Origin of the sequence: Aliiroseovarius sp. S1123 (genome assembly GCF_023015885.1) — a bacterium.
Taxonomy (GTDB): domain Bacteria; phylum Pseudomonadota; class Alphaproteobacteria; order Rhodobacterales; family Rhodobacteraceae; genus Aliiroseovarius.
In genome coordinates, this window is record NZ_JALKBE010000001.1 from 492565 (window position 1) to 507017 (window position 14453).

The following is a 14453-nucleotide window of genomic DNA, read 5'->3' on the forward strand; positions in this document are numbered from 1 at the left end:
GAGGTCTGAATGACCCACAAAATCGCCATTCTTGGTGCGTCCGGCTACACGGGTGCCGAGCTTGTTCGCCTGATCGCCACCCATCCGTCGATGGAAATCGTTGCTTTGTCTGCCGACCGCAAGGCCGGGCAAGAGATGTCGGATGTTTATCCCCATCTGCGTCATCTGGATCTGCCGAAGCTGGTCAAAATGGACGAGATTGATTTCTCGAACGTTGATCTGGCCTTTGCCGCTCTACCGCATGGCCTGAGCCAAGCGCTGGTGCGCGACTTGCCCGAAAGCGTGAAAGTCGTCGATCTGGGCGCGGATTTCCGTCTGCGCGATCCGGCCGAGTACGAAAAATGGTACGGCGCGCCGCATGTGGCGGTCGAGCTGCAGAAGACGGCTGTTTACGGTCTGACCGAGTTCTATCGCGACGACATCAAGAACGCGCGTCTGGTGGCGGGGACCGGCTGTAATGCTGCGACCGTGCAATACGCGCTACGCCCGCTGATCTCGGGTGGGTTGGTCGATCTGGACCGGATCATCTGTGATCTGAAAAACGGCATCTCGGGGGCTGGCCGGTCGCTGAAGGAGAACATGCTGTTTGCCGAACGCTCGACCGATGTGTTGGGCTATGCGCAGGGTGGTACGCACCGGCATCTGGGTGAGTTCGATCAGGAGTTCTCGATGCTCGCAGGCCGTGACGTGCGTATCCAGTTCACCCCGCATCTGGTGCCGGTGAACCGGGGCATTCTGGCGGATTGCTATGTAGACGGCGATCCGCAGGCGATCCACGCGGCGCTTGTGGCGCAATATTCGGACGAGCCCTTCGTCACCGTGCTGCCCTTCGGCAAGCTGCCCAGTATGGGGCAGGTGATGGGATCGAACCAATGTCATCTGGGCGTGGCAGGCGACCGTATTCCGGGCCGCGCGCTGGTCGTGTCGGCCTTGGACAACCTGTGCAAGGGGTCGTCTGGGCAAGCGCTGCAGAACGCCAACCTAATGCTGGGCGAAGATGAAACCACCGGGCTGATGTCGCCCCCCGTCTTCCCGTAACCGAAACGCCTTAAGAAGGAGCCCCCGATGGCCGGTCTTAAAAGCCTGAAGAAAACCCGTCGTGTTCAGATCATCGTGCTGGCCTTCGTGGCGCTTGCCTTGTCGACGGGGCTGATTGGCTACGCGCTGAAGGACGGGATCAACTATTACCGGTCGCCCACCGAAGTGATCGCTGAACCGCCCCGCGCGGACGAGGTGTTCCGCATGGGCGGGCTGGTTTCCGATGGCTCGATCGTGCGCGGGCAGGGGGAAACGGTCAGCTTCTCGGTGACCGACGGCGCCGAGACGGTGCCCGTGCGCTATACCGGCGTGCTGCCCGACCTGTTTTCTGAAAATCAAGGTATGATTGGCACGGGGACTTATGTCGATGGGGTCTTTGAAGCCACTGAAATCCTTGCAAAACATGACGAAGAGTACATGCCGAAAGAGGTCGTGGATAGCCTGAAGGAAACGGGCGTCTACGTCGAACCGGACTATTGATTTCGACATTGTTAACCTGACTTCCGCAGCCTTGTTCCCGTGTTCTAAACGCGGGGAAGGCCCGGATGCAAAGTGTCACAGACATCGCAGATCAGATTGTCGCCCGTGAAGGCGGCTATGTGAATGACCCCGATGATCCCGGCGGGGCAACGAATTTCGGGGTCACGATCCACACCATGCGCCGCTTGGGGCTGGACCTGGACGGGGATGGCAAAATCACGCCCTCAGACGTTAAGCGCCTGACCCGCGCGCAGGCGCGCGATATTTTCCTGAAGCACTACTTCTACAAGCCACGGATCAGTGAGCTGCCCCAGCCGCTGCAGGCCACGGTGTTTGATATGTATGTGAATGCGGGTGGGAATGCAGTGCGGATCCTGCAACGACTGCTTTCAAAGATGGGCTATGAGCTCTCGCAGGACGGGGCGCTTGGACCACAGACGTTGGGCATTGCGCGCACGGCAATGGAGGCCGCCCCGGATCATCTGGTAGATGCTTACGGGATCGAGCGGCGCAATTACTATTACCGCCTTGCCGATCGTCGCCCGGCCTCGCGCAAGTATGCGCGGCGCAAGGATGGCGGCAAGGGCGGTTGGATCACACGCGCCGAGGAATTCATCGCGCCCCGCTATCACTTCACCAATGCAGATCACAAGGAAAGGGTGCGGGCATGGGGCTGATCGGAGACGTGATCCGCGTGCTGTTTGGCGGGCGCGGCAATGTGGTGCGCGAAACCGCGGAAGTGTTTCGTGAGAACGCCGAGGCAGCCTCGGCGCGTGATGCCGATTTGCAGATGACGGTGATCGAGGCTTTCGCAGCGGAATTCGCCCACGCGCGTCGCGGTCGGTTTGATCGGTTCATGGATGCCCTGAACCGCGTGCCGCGCCCGGCCTTGGCCCTGTCGACACTGGGCCTGTTCGCAGCGGCAATGGTGGACCCGGTTTGGTTCGCGGATCGGATGCTCGGTATCACTCTGGTGCCCGAGCCTTTGTGGTGGCTGATGGGCGCCATTGTCAGCTTTTATTTCGGGGCCCGCCAGCAAGTTAAGGGACAAGAGTTCCAGCGTTCGATCGCCGAGGTATTAGTGCGCGCAAATGACTTGCGGGCCACTGCAGATCCAAAAGAGGCCGCGTCTTTAACCGTCGACTTTGCTCCTTTGGGCATAGGCCAGCTCTCGGCAACTGTCCCAGCAAATGTGGATGTCAGCGACAATGCTTCCCTGAAGGACTGGAAGGCGCAGCAAGATGGCAAGTGACATGATCCTGAAACTGGTGGCAGAACATGGCCCTTGGGTCTTGCTGGTCTTCTATCTGCTCTATCGCGATTTGCAGAAGGATCAGGCTACGCGGGCGGTGCTGGACAAGAACTCGTCCATCCTGATCGAGATCACGACGATTATTCGGGAACGGTTGCCCTCGGGCGGGGGGCGATGATGATCTGGCGTCTGTACCACTGTGTCAAAGAGCGGCTCAAGGACGTCCTTCTGGCGGATCGCTTTCAGAAAGCACTTACACGAAACGAACAAGCAGCTGCTGAACTTGATGCAGTTGTCCGAGGTATCTTGCACAAATGAAACAAGCAGCTCTCTTAGTCGCGATACTGGCCGTTTTGCTTCAAGCCGGGTACTGGGCGGTGGGCTATCAGGCCATCTTCCAGATCGGATTTGGTGCCATCACGCTGATGGGCCTGATGATCGCCCTAACCTTCCTGTGGCTCTACCTGCAACGTGCCACCCCATTGGCGCTGGGTATGGCCTATAGCTGGTGCGGGGCGAGTTTGGTGCTGGGCTGGTGGTGGATCTACGCGCTTCTGGGTGCGCCTGAGGCGATGACCGCAAGCGCGCTGCATTTCGCGCCGCTTGCCGTGTATTTGTCTGGGGCAGTTCTTCATTTTAGCGTGATTCACCGATCATTCGGACTGCACGGTGCGGCGTTCCTTGCGCCGGTTCTTGGGGCCGTGATGTGCTCGTCCGCTGTTTACCTGCTGGTTCACTAAGGCCGATCAAAACAAAAGCCCGTGACCGGGTGCCGCATCTCGCGGCAAGGGCTAGTGACCGGGGCCGACTCTCTGTACAGTCCGCCGCATGATTACAGAGCTTGGACATTTTGCGCTGATCTTGGCGCTGGGCGTGGCGGTGGTGCAAACCATCGTGCCACTGATCGGGGCACATAAGGGCTGGAACAGCTGGATGGAGATGGCCGTACCAGCGGCCACGATCCAGTTCCTGTTGATCCTCACGTCTTTTCTGGCGTTGACATATGCGTTTGTGACCTCGGATTTCTCGGTCCGACTGGTCACACTGAACTCGCATTCTGCCAAGCCGATGCTCTATAAAATCTCGGGTGTGTGGGGGAACCACGAAGGGTCGATCCTGCTGTGGGTTCTGATTGTTGCGGGCTTTGGTGCGACAGCCGCCTGGTTTGGGCAAAACCTGCCAAAAACGTTGAAGGCACGGGTGCTTGCGGTGCAAAGCTCGATTGCGGTGGCATTCTTGGCCTTTGTCATTTTCACCTCGAATCCGTTCCTGCGTCTGGCGCAACCGCCCTTTGACGGGCAGGATCTGAATCCGCTGCTACAAGACCCCGGTTTGGCCTTCCATCCACCGTTCCTGTATCTGGGCTATGTGGGCCTTTCGATGGCGTTTTCCTTCGCTGTCGCCGCCTTGATCGAAGGCCGTATTGACGCCGCGTGGGGCCGCTGGGTTCGCCCGTGGACGCTGGCCGCGTGGGTCTTTCTTACCATCGGCATCGCGCTTGGTAGCTGGTGGGCCTATTACGAGCTTGGCTGGGGCGGGTTCTGGTTCTGGGACCCTGTTGAGAATGCATCCTTCATGCCATGGCTGTTCGCAGCAGCCCTGTTGCATTCGGCCATCGTGGTCGAGAAGCGTGAGAGCCTGAAAAGCTGGACCATCCTGCTGGCAATTCTTGCGTTCGGGTTCTCGCTGATCGGGACGTTTATCGTACGCTCGGGCGTGATCACTTCGGTTCACGCATTCGCATCCGACCCCGAGCGCGGCGTGTTCATTCTGTTCATCCTGCTGTTCTTTACCGGCGGCGCGCTGACGCTGTTTGCGGCCCGCGCCGGCGCGATGGAGGCCAAGGGCGTCTTTGGCTTTGTCAGCCGTGAAAGTGCGTTGGTGGTGAACAATATCCTGTTGGCCGTGTCGTCCTTTGTGGTGTTCGTCGGCACGATCTGGCCCCTCGTGGGTGAGGCGTTCGATCGCAAGATCTCGGTCGGCGCACCGTTCTTCGAAGCTGCCTTTACACCCTTTATGGTTGTCTTGGCCTTGGTGCTGCCGATCGGCGCTATGCTGCCGTGGAAACGGGCCAAAATTGGGCGCGCTGTGAAGCAACTGATCCCGGCTTTCGTCTTGTCCATTGCGGTTTTGGCGCTGGTCTGGGCGATGCAGACGGATAAGTCTGCACTGGGGCCGATTGGCATGTTCTTGGGCACCTGGCTGGTCGCCGGGTCCATGACGGATATTTTCAGCCGCACGGGACGTGGTGCCATCGCAGGCCGCCTGTCGCGCCTGACCCGTCTGCCGGGGGCCGACTGGGGCAAGTTTGCCGCTCATGCTGGGCTTGGGATCACCATGATGGGGATTTCCGGCCTGATGGCGTGGGAGGTCGAGGACATCCGCGTTGCCCAGATCGGTGAGACCTTCCAAGTGGCCGAGTATGATATCACGCTAGAAGCTGTCGGGCGCGAGCAGGGGCCGAACTATATCTCGACAAAGGCCACCGTCATTGTGTCGCAGCACGATGACGGGATTGCGACCCTCTATCCCGAGAAGCGCGTCTATCCCGTGCAGGCCATGCCCACGACCGAAGCCGCGATCTCGAACGGGTTCTGGACCGATATCTATGTGGTGATTGGCGACCCGCAAGAAGGCGGCGGCTGGGCCGTGCGCACCTTCATCAAGCCCTTCGCCAACTGGATCTGGGCGGGCTCGATCATCATGGCACTGGGAGGTGTTCTCAGCCTGTTTGACCGCCGGTTCCGCGTGGCTGCTGGTGCGGCCAAGACCCGTATGGAAGGGGTGCCTGCTGAATGAGACGTCTGATTGCATCACTGGCCGTGATGGGCTGCCTTGCGGCGCCTGCCTACGCTGTGAATCCCGATGAAGTGCTGGCGGATCCAGTGCTGGAAGAGCGCGCGCGCGATATCTCGTCCGACCTGAAATGCGTGGTCTGCCGCGGCGAGAATATCGACGAAAGCAACGCGTCCATTGCCCGAGACCTACGCCTTCTGGTGCGCGAACGGCTGGTCGAAGGCGACAGCAATGAAGAGGTTGTAGACTTCATCGTCGAACGCTATGGCGAATACGTTCTGATGAAGCCGAACCGGTCGGGCGCGAACCTGATTCTCTGGGCGACGGCGCCGGTACTGTTTCTGATCGCCGCCTTGTCGGGTGTGCTCTATCTGCGTCGGCGCGCACAGTCGAAGGACGGGGCGGTTGCTCTGACACAGGATGAAGAGGCCCGGCTGAAAGAATTGCTGGACGAGTAAGGCCTGACCACAGGAAACTTCCACAAATGACGGGGCGTTCATATTTACCTGACCGCTTGGTCGGTTATATTGCGTGAAACTCCGGGAGGACGACATGATTTACGAAACGATCACATTGGACATTACGGATGGCTTGGCGGTTCTAACCTTTGACCGTGCCGACGTGATGAACGCCCTGAACACCCAGATGCGGGCCGAGATTGCACATGCCGTGCAAGAGGCGGGCAAGACCGCCCGTGCGCTGGTGATCACCGGCTCGGGCCGCGCGTTCTGCTCGGGTCAGGATCTGGGCGACCGCGCTAATGCCGCCGAGGTTGATCTGGAACGCACCCTGCGCGACGAATACGAACCGCTGCTGCGCGCCATCTATGACAGCCCGATCCCGACGATCTCGGCCGTGAATGGGGCTGCTGCCGGGGCAGGGGCCAACATTGCGCTGGCCGCGGATGTGGTGATCGCATCGGAAAGCGCCTTCTTCATGCAGGCGTTCTCGCGCATTGGTCTAATCCCGGATGCCGGTGGCACCTATTGGATGCCGCGCCAGATGGGCTTTGCCAAGGCGATGGGTGCTGCCCTGTTTGCCGAAAAGATGCCCGCGAAAGAAGCGGCTGATCTGGGCCTGATCTGGGAATGCGTTGCAGATGATGAGTTTGCAGCCACATGGCGCAAGCGGGGCGAGCAGCTGGCGAAAGGCCCGACCCTGTCCTATCGCAACATCAAGAAAGCCATGCGTGCTTCGCTGAGCAACACGCTGGACGAACAGCTTGCGCTTGAAGCGAGCCTGCAAGGTGAGTGCGGCAAGTCGCGTGACTTCAAGGAAGGCGTCATGGCGTTCCTCGAGAAACGCGCGCCGCAATACGAAGGGCGCTAATCCAACACGGATCGCGACCATGAAGGAGCCTTCGGGCTCCTTTTTTTGTTGGCTGACTAGCGCTTGAACGCACAGCCCCCCAAACGAAAAAAGCCGCCCAAATTGGGCGGCTTTTCTTTAATTTGGTGTAGCTTAGCGCTTTTCGACGTCGATATAGTCGCGCTCGGTGTCGCCTAGGTACAGCTGGCGCGGACGGCCGATTTTCTGACCCGGATCGCCCAGCATCTCTTTCCACTGCGAGATCCAGCCGACGGTGCGCGACAGCGCAAAGATCGGGGTGAACATCGAGGTCGGGAAGCCCATGGCCTCGAGGATGATGCCCGAGTAGAAGTCGACGTTCGGGTACAGCTTTTTGTCAACGAAATACGGATCTTCCAGCGCGATGCGCTCCAGTTCCTTGGCGACTTTCAGCGTTTCGTTGTCTTCGATGCCCAGAAGGCCCAGAACCTCGTCAGCGCTTTCCTTCATGACCTTCGCACGCGGGTCGAAGTTCTTGTAGACGCGGTGACCGAAGCCCATCAGGCGGAAGGGATCGTCCTTGTCCTTGGCGCGGGCCACGTATTCCGGAATGTTGTCGACCGAACCGATTTCACGCAGCATCTCCAAGCAAGCCTGGTTGGCGCCACCGTGAGCAGGGCCCCACAGGCAGGCGATGCCAGCAGCGATACAGGCGAACGGGTTGGCGCCCGACGAACCGGCCAGACGCACGGTCGAGGTCGACGCGTTCTGCTCGTGGTCGGCGTGCAGGGTGAAAATCCGGTCCATCGCCTTCGCAAGGATCGGGTTCACTTCATACTCTTCAGCCGGAACGGCAAAACACATGCGCAGGAAGTTCGAGGCATAGTCCAAGTCGTTCTTCGGATAGACGAACGGCTGACCAACCGAATATTTGAACGCCATCGCGCAAATGGTGGGCAGCTTGGCGATCATGCGGATCGCAGCCACTTCGCGCTGCCAAGGGTCGTTCACGTCGGTCGAGTCGTGATAGAAGGCCGACATTGCGCCGACAACACCAGTGATGATCGCCATCGGGTGTGCGTCACGGCGGAAGCCCGAGAAGAACTTGATCATCTGCTCGTGCACCATCGTGTGACGGGTCACGCGGCTTTCGAAATCCACCAGTTCGGCTTCGCTGGGCAGTTCACCGTAGAGCAGCAGATAGCATACTTCGAGGTAATGCGATTTCTCGGCCAGTTGGTCGATCGGATAACCGCGGTAAAGCAGTTCGCCCTTGTCGCCATCGATATAGGTGATGGTCGAATCGCAGCTAGCGGTCGACGTGAAGCCCGGGTCGTAGGTAAACACATCGCCCTGAGCATAGAGCTTGCGGATGTCGATCACGTCCGGACCAGCGGTCGGGGAGTACATGGGAAGCTCGAGTTCTTTGTCTCCGAACGAGAGCTTTGCGGTTCCGGTTTGTTCAGCCATGTATTTTCCCTTCGTGTTAGAAAGCGACCGCCCCGGTTGGCCGATCGCTTGTGCTTCAGGCGCTTGCGTCGTCCAGTCGTGCGATGGTTTCGTCACGCCCGAGAACAAGCATCATATCAAATACGCTAGGGGTTACGGCGCGTCCGGCAAGGGCTGCGCGCAGGGGCGCGGCCAGTTTGCCAAATTTCGTGCCATGGGCCTCGGCCAATCCGTTCAGGATTCCCTCAAGCGTCTCGCGATCCCAGCTAGCATTTTGCAGCTGCGGCGTCAATTCTTTCAGTATACCACGGGATACTTCGTCGAGAGCCTTCTCGGCTTTCTCGTCCCGGTCAATAGGGCGCGAAACCGTTGCAAACCTAGCCTTTTCAAGCAGTTGCGGCAAAGTTTTGGCGCTGGTTTTCAGCACATACATGGCCGACGATACCAAATCAAATTGCTGCGACTGCAAAGAAATTTCGCCTGCGGCCTCCATATAGCCCTGCAGAGCGGCCAGAACGTCCGCATCATCCATCGCGGCCAGGTGCTGCCCAGACAGGTTATCCAGCTTTTTGAAGTCGAAGCGGGCGGGGCTTTTGCCGATGCCAGACAGGTCAAACCACTCCAGTGCCTGCGCGTCCGAGAAGAACTCGTCATCTCCGTGGCTCCAGCCCAGACGGGCCAGATAGTTGCGCATCGCCTGCGCGGGATAGCCCATCGCCTGATATTCCTCGACCCCCAGCGCGCCGTGGCGTTTGGACAGCTTCTTGCCATCAGGGCCGTGGATCAGCGGGATGTGAGCCCAAACGGGCAGATCCCAGCCCATCGCCTGATAGACAATCGTCTGGCGCGCGGCATTGTTCAGGTGGTCGTCCCCCCGGATCACATGGGTTACGCCCATATCGTGATCATCAACAACAACGGCCAGCATGTAGGTGGGTGTGCCATCCGAACGTAAACAAATCATGTCGTCCAGCTGGTCGTTGCGGATCGTGACGTTGCCCTGCACCTCGTCATGGATCACCGTCACGCCTTCGCGCGGGGCTTTCAGGCGGATCACATAAGGCGCATCCGGGTGAGTCGCCGGGTCAGCATCGCGCCACGGGCTTTGATAGAGGGTCGAGCGTCCCTCGGCCCGCGCTTCGTCACGGAAGGTCTGAATTTCGTCCTGCGTGGCAAAGCACTTATAGGCATGGCCATTTGCCAGCATCTCGCGGGCAACTTCGGCGTGGCGGTCTGCACGGTCAAACTGGCTGACGACGTCTCCGTCATGGTCCAGACCCAGCCACGCCATGCCCTTCAGGATTGCCTCGGTTGCCTCGGGGGTCGAGCGCGCGCGGTCCGTATCTTCGATCCGCAAGAGGAATTTACCGCCGCGGCCACGAGCGTATAGCCAGTTGAACAGCGCCGTGCGGGCGCCGCCAATATGCAGATAGCCGGTGGGCGAGGGGGCGAAACGGGTGACAATCTGGGGCGTCTGAGACATCGGTCATTAACCTTTTGGAAACCATGCGCGCGGTACGCAGAGGGGATAGCATTTCAGGGGAAGCCCGAAATCAAGTTCTGTTGAGATGCTTTTAACAAAAGCAAGGTTTTGAACAAGGGTGCGGTCGTGAATCTCTTGTCTCGTATCGAAGAAGAACGCGGGCGGTTCCTGATCTGGGCGCCGCTTTTCTTCGGTACGGGTATCGGGTTGTACTTCGTGCCGCTGCGCGAACCGGATATCGCAACCTATACGGCGCTGGCTGTTCTGACCTTGATCTGCGCCGGCATTGCGTGGCGCTGGCCGTGGGGGATCGGGCCGCTGGCGCGTGCGTTGATCTGTGTTGCACTTGGCTTCGGCGTTGCCGGGGCGCGTGCCCACTGGGTGGCCGGGCCGGTGCTGGATTTTCGATATTACGGCCCGATCGAGGGGCGGATCGTCGCGATGGACCGCTCGCAATCGGACGCGGTGCGCCTGACCTTGGATCAGGTGCGACTGTCGGATGTAAATCCCGCGAAAGTGCCGAACCGAGTTCGCGTGTCTTTGCATGGGAATCAGAGCTTTCTATCCCCCGCCATTGGCCAGCGCATCGCCCTGACCGGGCACCTGTCCGGCCCCAATGGCCCGGTCGAGCCCGGCGGCTTTGATTTCCAACGTATGGCGTGGTTTCGTGGGATCGGCGCGGTAGGCTATACGCGCAGCCCTGCGCTGCTGCTATCTTTGCCCACGGGCGAGCTGTCGCTGGCGGTCGGCCAGCTTCGTCAGACGATTGCAAACCGCGTGCGCGAGGTGTTGCCCGGTGAAAGCGGAGCCTTTGCCGCGACGATCACAACGGGCGACCGATCCTCGATGGAGCGTGCCACGATCGACGCACTGCGCGGGTCGAACCTTGCGCACCTTCTGGCGATCTCGGGCCTGCATATGGGGCTGCTGACTGGCTTTGTCTTTCAGGCCATGCGCGTGTTGATGGGCCTGTGGCCCAGACTGACCCTGAATGTTCCGGTCAAAAAACTGGCCGCCGTGACGGCCATCGGGGCGGGGGTGTTTTATCTGGCGTTGTCCGGCGGTGCGGTGGCCACCACGCGGGCCTTCATCATGGTAACCACCATGTTCGTGGCGATCCTGTTCGATCGGCGTGCCCTGACCCTGCGGGCGGTTGCCATGGCGGCGATGATCGTTCTGATCCTGACGCCCGAAGCCCTGGTCGAGCCAGGGTTCCAGATGTCCTTTGCCGCGACCACGGCGCTTGTGGCGGTGTTTGCGTGGATTCGCGACCTGTCACGCGACGGATCCACCCGGCGTTTGCCCGGTTGGCTGAGGCCCGTGGTGACGGTGGTCATTTCCTCGGCCGTGGCGGGGCTGGCGACAGCGCCCATCGGGGCGGCGCATTTTAATCAGGTTAGCCATTACGGGCTGGCGGCGAATCTGCTGAGTGTTCCCATAATGGGTGCTGTGATCATGCCGCTTGCGGTGTTGGCCGCGTTGCTGGCAGTCGTGCGCCTTGAGGCCGTTGCTCTTTTGCTGATGGATTGGCCCATCCGCTGGATCCTGTGGGTGGCGGACACGGTGTCATCGCTGGATGGAGCCATCGGGAAAGTGCCGACGCCCCCCGGATATATCCTGCCGCTTCTCGCTGTGACGGGGATTGTCTTCGTATTGCTGCGCGGGCGGGAAAAATGGGTGGCGATAGTTCTGACAGTGGTGGCTTGCGCAGGCTGGGCAACGGTCGAGCGCCCGGCAGTTCTGATCAGCTCTTCAGGCGGATTGATCGGTGTGATGACGGATCAAGGGCGCGCCTTGTCGAAAGCGCGAGGGGAAGGGTTCTCTGCCCTTTCATGGCTGGAGAACGATGGCGATGCAGCGACGCAAAAGACTGCGTTCGAACGGGCCGGTTTCTTTGGTGAGAAAGGTCAGCAAGAGGTCGATCTGTCCAGCATGTCCATTGCGCTTCTAACCGGGCGTGGGGCCGAAGAGCACTTGGCCGATGCCTGCGAAAACGCGGATCTTGTTGTTTTGGCTGCGTGGCGCGAGGGACCGGCGCCAGACGGGTGTACTCTGTTGGATCGCAAGGCACTTGCCGAAACTGGTGCCGTCGCGGTGCATCTTGCGCCAGACGGCTGGTATATCGAACCGTCCCGACAAGAGGATCAGATACGCCTTTGGACCCGCTAAATGGGATTGGATGTTGCCCGGCCTCTGCTTTGCCCCTAGCTTTTGCACAAAGGAGAGCGACATGGTCGAAACTGTTGGTCGGATCACGCTTTGGGGGGTCGAGGTCTTTGTCGCCATTGCAGATGAACGCTCGATATCCATGGCTGCACGACGCTTGGGTGTCAGTCCGTCATCCGTCAGCCAGCAGCTTACCAACCTCGAAGCGGCAATGGGCGCCAGCCTCTTGGATCGTTCGGCCCGGCCTGTGTCCTTGACCGCCGCAGGGTATCTGTTTCTGAAACGCGCGCAGACCATTCTGAACGAGGCCGAACAGGCGAAGGCGGAACTGACACTGGGCGCGCTGTCCCAGTTGTCCCGCTTACGCCTTGGGATGATCGAGGATTTCGACGCAGACGTCACCCCGCGCCTGTTGTCCGAGGTTGCCGGGCAGTTGACATCCACGCGGTTCCTGCTGGAAACCGGCGCCTCGCACCGGTTGCACGACCAACTGGATGCGCGGGCTTTGGACGTGATCGTGGCTGCCGACACTGGAACCTCTGCGCCGTGGATGGAGGTGCATCCCCTGATGGAGGAACCCTTTGTCGCTGCTGTGCCCAAAGGACTGATCGGAGATCGTGATCCGCTTGAGGTGTTGAAAGACCTTCCGCTGGTGCAATACACGGCGCGTCACCATATGGGGCGTGTGATTTCGGACAATTTGGCGCGGCAGAACCTGAAGCTGGACAATCGGTTCGAGCTGGACAGCTATCACGCGATCATGGCGATGGTAGCGGGTGGGGCCGGGTGGACGATTATCACGCCCTTGGGGTTCCTGCGCGCCCACCGCTTCCGAGACGCCGCCGACCTAATCGAGCTGCCCTTTGCCCCGTTCACCCGCCGCATCAATCTTGTTGCGCGCGCGGATATGCTGGGGGATTTGCCGCATGATCTGGCGGCGCAGTGCCGCACGCTTTTGGGTTCGCTGATTGTTGAGCCAGCTGTGCGGGACTATCCGTGGCTGAACGGCGCGCTGCGCGTGTTGTGAGGGGGAGGGGCGTTGCCCCTCTGCGCTGCGCGCATTCACCCCAGGATATTTGCAGCAAGAAAATGCGCAGAGCAGTCTAAGCTGCGGTTTCCGCTTTCTGGGCTTTGACTTCAGCGATGGCATCCACAATGGCATCGGCGATGAAGTCCAGCTCGGGCTGGGTTAGGCGCACGGGCAGGCGGGTGTCGCAGGCGCGGGACAGCATGGCACGGGTTTGCGGCAGCGGGCCTTGGTCGTCGATGAACTGCCAGTTCCAGAAGGCACGGGCGTTGTCTTCGCTTTTCCCGAAGACCTGAACGCCGACGCCGCGCGCCTTGGCGGCGGACTGGAAAGCGTTGGTGTCCTCGTCGCTGACGTCAACCAGATTGAACTGGATCGAATCCGGTGCGCGGGTTTCCGGGGCCAGCGGTGAAGGAACGGTAATCCATGGGCTTTGTTCCAGCTTTGCCGCCACATAATCGTGGTTACGCAGCCCGTCCGTCACGCGGCGCTCGAGCTCTGGAATTTGAGGGCGGATGACGGCGGCGGACAGGTTGGACAGGCGCGTGTTGTAGAGCGGAAGCTGGTTTTGCCAGCGGGCAAAGGCGTCGGCCAGATCGGTCGAGTTCTCGCCATGCGGGGTTTTGTGTTTTTTCCAGTTGTGCTCGTAGGCGCCGGACATGATGACGGCGCGCGCCGCCAGATCAGCGTCATCAGTGATCAGGATGCCACCTTCGCCAGCGTTCAGCATTTTATAGGACTGGAACGAGAAACAGCCGATCTTGCCGATCGTGCCGATCTTGCGCCCGTGCCACAGCGTGCCCAGCGAGTGGGCGGCGTCTTCGATCACGGGGATCTCGGCGGCATCACAGAGCTGCATGATCGCATCCATGTCCGAGGTATGCCCGCGCATGTGGCTGATGATCACTGCGCCCACATCCGGGGTCAGCTTGGCGGCAAAATCGTCCATGTCGATGCGATAGTTGTCCTGTACGTCCACCAGCACCGGTTTGCAGTCGGCATGTACGACCGAACTGGGCACGGCGGCGAAGGTAAAGGCAGGGATCAGGACCTTGGTGTCACGCGGCAGGTCCAGCGCTTTCAGGGACAGAAACAGCGCGGCCGAGCAGCTGGCCACGGCCAGTGCGTATTTGGCGCCCATCATCTCGGCGAATTCGGCTTCCAGAAGGGCAACGGGCGCGTCTTCCGGGGCGGTGTAGCGGAAAAGGTCGCCTGATTGCAGCAGGCGGTCGATCTCGGCGCGGGCGGCTTCAGGGATGGGCTCGGCGTCATGGACGTTCGGGGCGGCGAGTGCTGCGGTCTGGTCCAGGGTCATGCTGTCTCCTCTTTCGAGCATAGCCTTTTCGGCTTTTTCGAAAAGTCATTTCGGAAAATATAAAAGAGTAGGGCGAGTCTGGCCAGAAGTTTTACTGCCTTCGACGCGGCGAAATTTTTTGGAGTTGTCGTTCTCGTGTTACGAATCTGCGGGGTGAAGA

General features: G+C 60.1%; 14 protein-coding genes. 11 read left to right on the top strand and 3 right to left on the bottom strand.

The genetic code is table 11. The features are described from left to right. Positions 1 to 9: 9 nt before the first annotated feature. From argC to MWU53_RS02375, 9 genes are all read left to right on the top strand, one after another. On the top strand, positions 10 to 1038 hold the full coding sequence (gene argC, locus MWU53_RS02335) for an N-acetyl-gamma-glutamyl-phosphate reductase (protein WP_247090060.1): 1029 nt from the start codon (positions 10 to 12) through the stop codon (positions 1036 to 1038). Between the two features lie 27 nt (positions 1039 to 1065). Beyond that, on the top strand, positions 1066 to 1518 hold the full coding sequence (gene ccmE / locus MWU53_RS02340; protein ID WP_247090062.1) for a cytochrome c maturation protein CcmE: 453 nt from the start codon (positions 1066 to 1068) through the stop codon (positions 1516 to 1518). A 65-nt stretch (positions 1519 to 1583) separates the two neighbouring features. Beyond that, positions 1584 to 2195 (top strand): holin-associated N-acetylmuramidase, encoded by a 612-nt coding sequence (locus MWU53_RS02345; protein ID WP_247090064.1) that lies wholly within the window; start codon positions 1584 to 1586, stop codon positions 2193 to 2195. Continuing rightward, positions 2186 to 2770 (top strand): holin family protein, encoded by a 585-nt coding sequence (locus MWU53_RS02350; RefSeq protein ID WP_247090066.1) that lies wholly within the window; start codon positions 2186 to 2188, stop codon positions 2768 to 2770. The genes MWU53_RS02345 and MWU53_RS02350 overlap by 10 nt, the downstream gene beginning before the upstream one ends. Next, positions 2760 to 2948 (top strand): hypothetical protein, encoded by a 189-nt coding sequence (locus MWU53_RS02355; RefSeq protein ID WP_133487870.1) that lies wholly within the window; start codon positions 2760 to 2762, stop codon positions 2946 to 2948. Before MWU53_RS02350 ends, MWU53_RS02355 begins: the two co-directional genes overlap by 11 nt. A 136-nt stretch (positions 2949 to 3084) precedes the next feature. Next, positions 3085 to 3510 carry a hypothetical protein gene (locus MWU53_RS02360; protein ID WP_247090068.1) on the top strand — a complete coding sequence of 142 codons (426 nt, stop codon included), beginning with the start codon at positions 3085 to 3087 and terminating at the stop codon, positions 3508 to 3510. Positions 3511 to 3598: 88 nt separating this feature from the next. Continuing rightward, complete coding sequence (locus MWU53_RS02365; RefSeq protein WP_247090070.1) at positions 3599 to 5569, top strand: heme lyase CcmF/NrfE family subunit; 1971 nt, start codon at positions 3599 to 3601, stop codon at positions 5567 to 5569. Continuing rightward, the gene (locus tag MWU53_RS02370) at positions 5566 to 6024 is read left to right on the top strand and encodes a cytochrome c-type biogenesis protein (protein WP_247090072.1); all 459 of its coding nucleotides are present in this window, start codon (positions 5566 to 5568) and stop codon (positions 6022 to 6024) included. The genes MWU53_RS02365 and MWU53_RS02370 overlap by 4 nt, the downstream gene beginning before the upstream one ends. A gap of 94 nt (positions 6025 to 6118) precedes the next feature. After that, entirely contained in the window at positions 6119 to 6895 is a 777-nt protein-coding gene (locus MWU53_RS02375) for an enoyl-CoA hydratase-related protein (RefSeq protein WP_247090074.1), read from the top strand. A 132-nt stretch (positions 6896 to 7027) separates the two neighbouring features. Here the strand turns inward: MWU53_RS02375 and gltA are convergent, their stop codons facing one another. Together gltA and gltX are read right to left on the bottom strand one after the other, a co-directional pair. Then, a complete protein-coding gene (gltA, locus tag MWU53_RS02380) occupies positions 7028 to 8323 on the bottom strand; it encodes a citrate synthase (protein WP_247090077.1) in 1296 nt (431 codons plus the stop codon). Between the two features lie 55 nt (positions 8324 to 8378). Further along, positions 8379 to 9785 (bottom strand): glutamate--tRNA ligase, encoded by a 1407-nt coding sequence (gltX, locus tag MWU53_RS02385; protein WP_247090079.1) that lies wholly within the window; start codon positions 9783 to 9785, stop codon positions 8379 to 8381. 126 nt (positions 9786 to 9911) lie between these two features. On the opposite strand from gltX, the gene MWU53_RS02390 reads away from it, so the two are divergent. Both MWU53_RS02390 and MWU53_RS02395 read left to right on the top strand, forming a co-directional pair. Beyond that, positions 9912 to 11954, top strand: coding sequence for a ComEC/Rec2 family competence protein (locus MWU53_RS02390; RefSeq protein WP_247090080.1), 2043 nt, complete (start codon positions 9912 to 9914; stop codon positions 11952 to 11954). Between the two features lie 61 nt (positions 11955 to 12015). Next, complete coding sequence (locus tag MWU53_RS02395) at positions 12016 to 12978, top strand: LysR family transcriptional regulator (protein WP_247090082.1); 963 nt, start codon at positions 12016 to 12018, stop codon at positions 12976 to 12978. A 76-nt stretch (positions 12979 to 13054) separates the two neighbouring features. Here the strand turns inward: MWU53_RS02395 and MWU53_RS02400 are convergent, their stop codons facing one another. Next, on the bottom strand, positions 13055 to 14293 hold the full coding sequence (locus tag MWU53_RS02400; protein WP_247090084.1) for an aminotransferase class I/II-fold pyridoxal phosphate-dependent enzyme: 1239 nt from the start codon (positions 14291 to 14293) through the stop codon (positions 13055 to 13057). Positions 14294 to 14453 lie beyond the last annotated feature (160 nt).

What these genes read in the sequence shown, in the direction of transcription:
- argC (WP_247090060.1), top strand. Translation starts at nt 10, where the DNA reads ATGACCCACAAAATCGCCATTCTTGGTGCGTCCGGCTACACGGGTGCC.
- ccmE (WP_247090062.1), top strand. Translation starts at nt 1,066, where the DNA reads ATGGCCGGTCTTAAAAGCCTGAAGAAAACCCGTCGTGTTCAGATCATC.
- MWU53_RS02345 (WP_247090064.1), top strand. Translation starts at nt 1,584, where the DNA reads ATGCAAAGTGTCACAGACATCGCAGATCAGATTGTCGCCCGTGAAGGC.
- MWU53_RS02350 (WP_247090066.1), top strand. Translation starts at nt 2,186, where the DNA reads ATGGGGCTGATCGGAGACGTGATCCGCGTGCTGTTTGGCGGGCGCGGC.
- MWU53_RS02355 (WP_133487870.1), top strand. Translation starts at nt 2,760, where the DNA reads ATGGCAAGTGACATGATCCTGAAACTGGTGGCAGAACATGGCCCTTGG.
- MWU53_RS02360 (WP_247090068.1), top strand. Translation starts at nt 3,085, where the DNA reads ATGAAACAAGCAGCTCTCTTAGTCGCGATACTGGCCGTTTTGCTTCAA.
- MWU53_RS02365 (WP_247090070.1), top strand. Translation starts at nt 3,599, where the DNA reads ATGATTACAGAGCTTGGACATTTTGCGCTGATCTTGGCGCTGGGCGTG.
- MWU53_RS02370 (WP_247090072.1), top strand. Translation starts at nt 5,566, where the DNA reads ATGAGACGTCTGATTGCATCACTGGCCGTGATGGGCTGCCTTGCGGCG.
- MWU53_RS02375 (WP_247090074.1), top strand. Translation starts at nt 6,119, where the DNA reads ATGATTTACGAAACGATCACATTGGACATTACGGATGGCTTGGCGGTT.
- gltA (WP_247090077.1), bottom strand. Translation starts at nt 8,323, where the DNA reads ATGGCTGAACAAACCGGAACCGCAAAGCTCTCGTTCGGAGACAAAGAA.
- gltX (WP_247090079.1), bottom strand. Translation starts at nt 9,785, where the DNA reads ATGTCTCAGACGCCCCAGATTGTCACCCGTTTCGCCCCCTCGCCCACC.
- MWU53_RS02395 (WP_247090082.1), top strand. Translation starts at nt 12,016, where the DNA reads ATGGTCGAAACTGTTGGTCGGATCACGCTTTGGGGGGTCGAGGTCTTT.
- MWU53_RS02400 (WP_247090084.1), bottom strand. Translation starts at nt 14,293, where the DNA reads ATGACCCTGGACCAGACCGCAGCACTCGCCGCCCCGAACGTCCATGAC.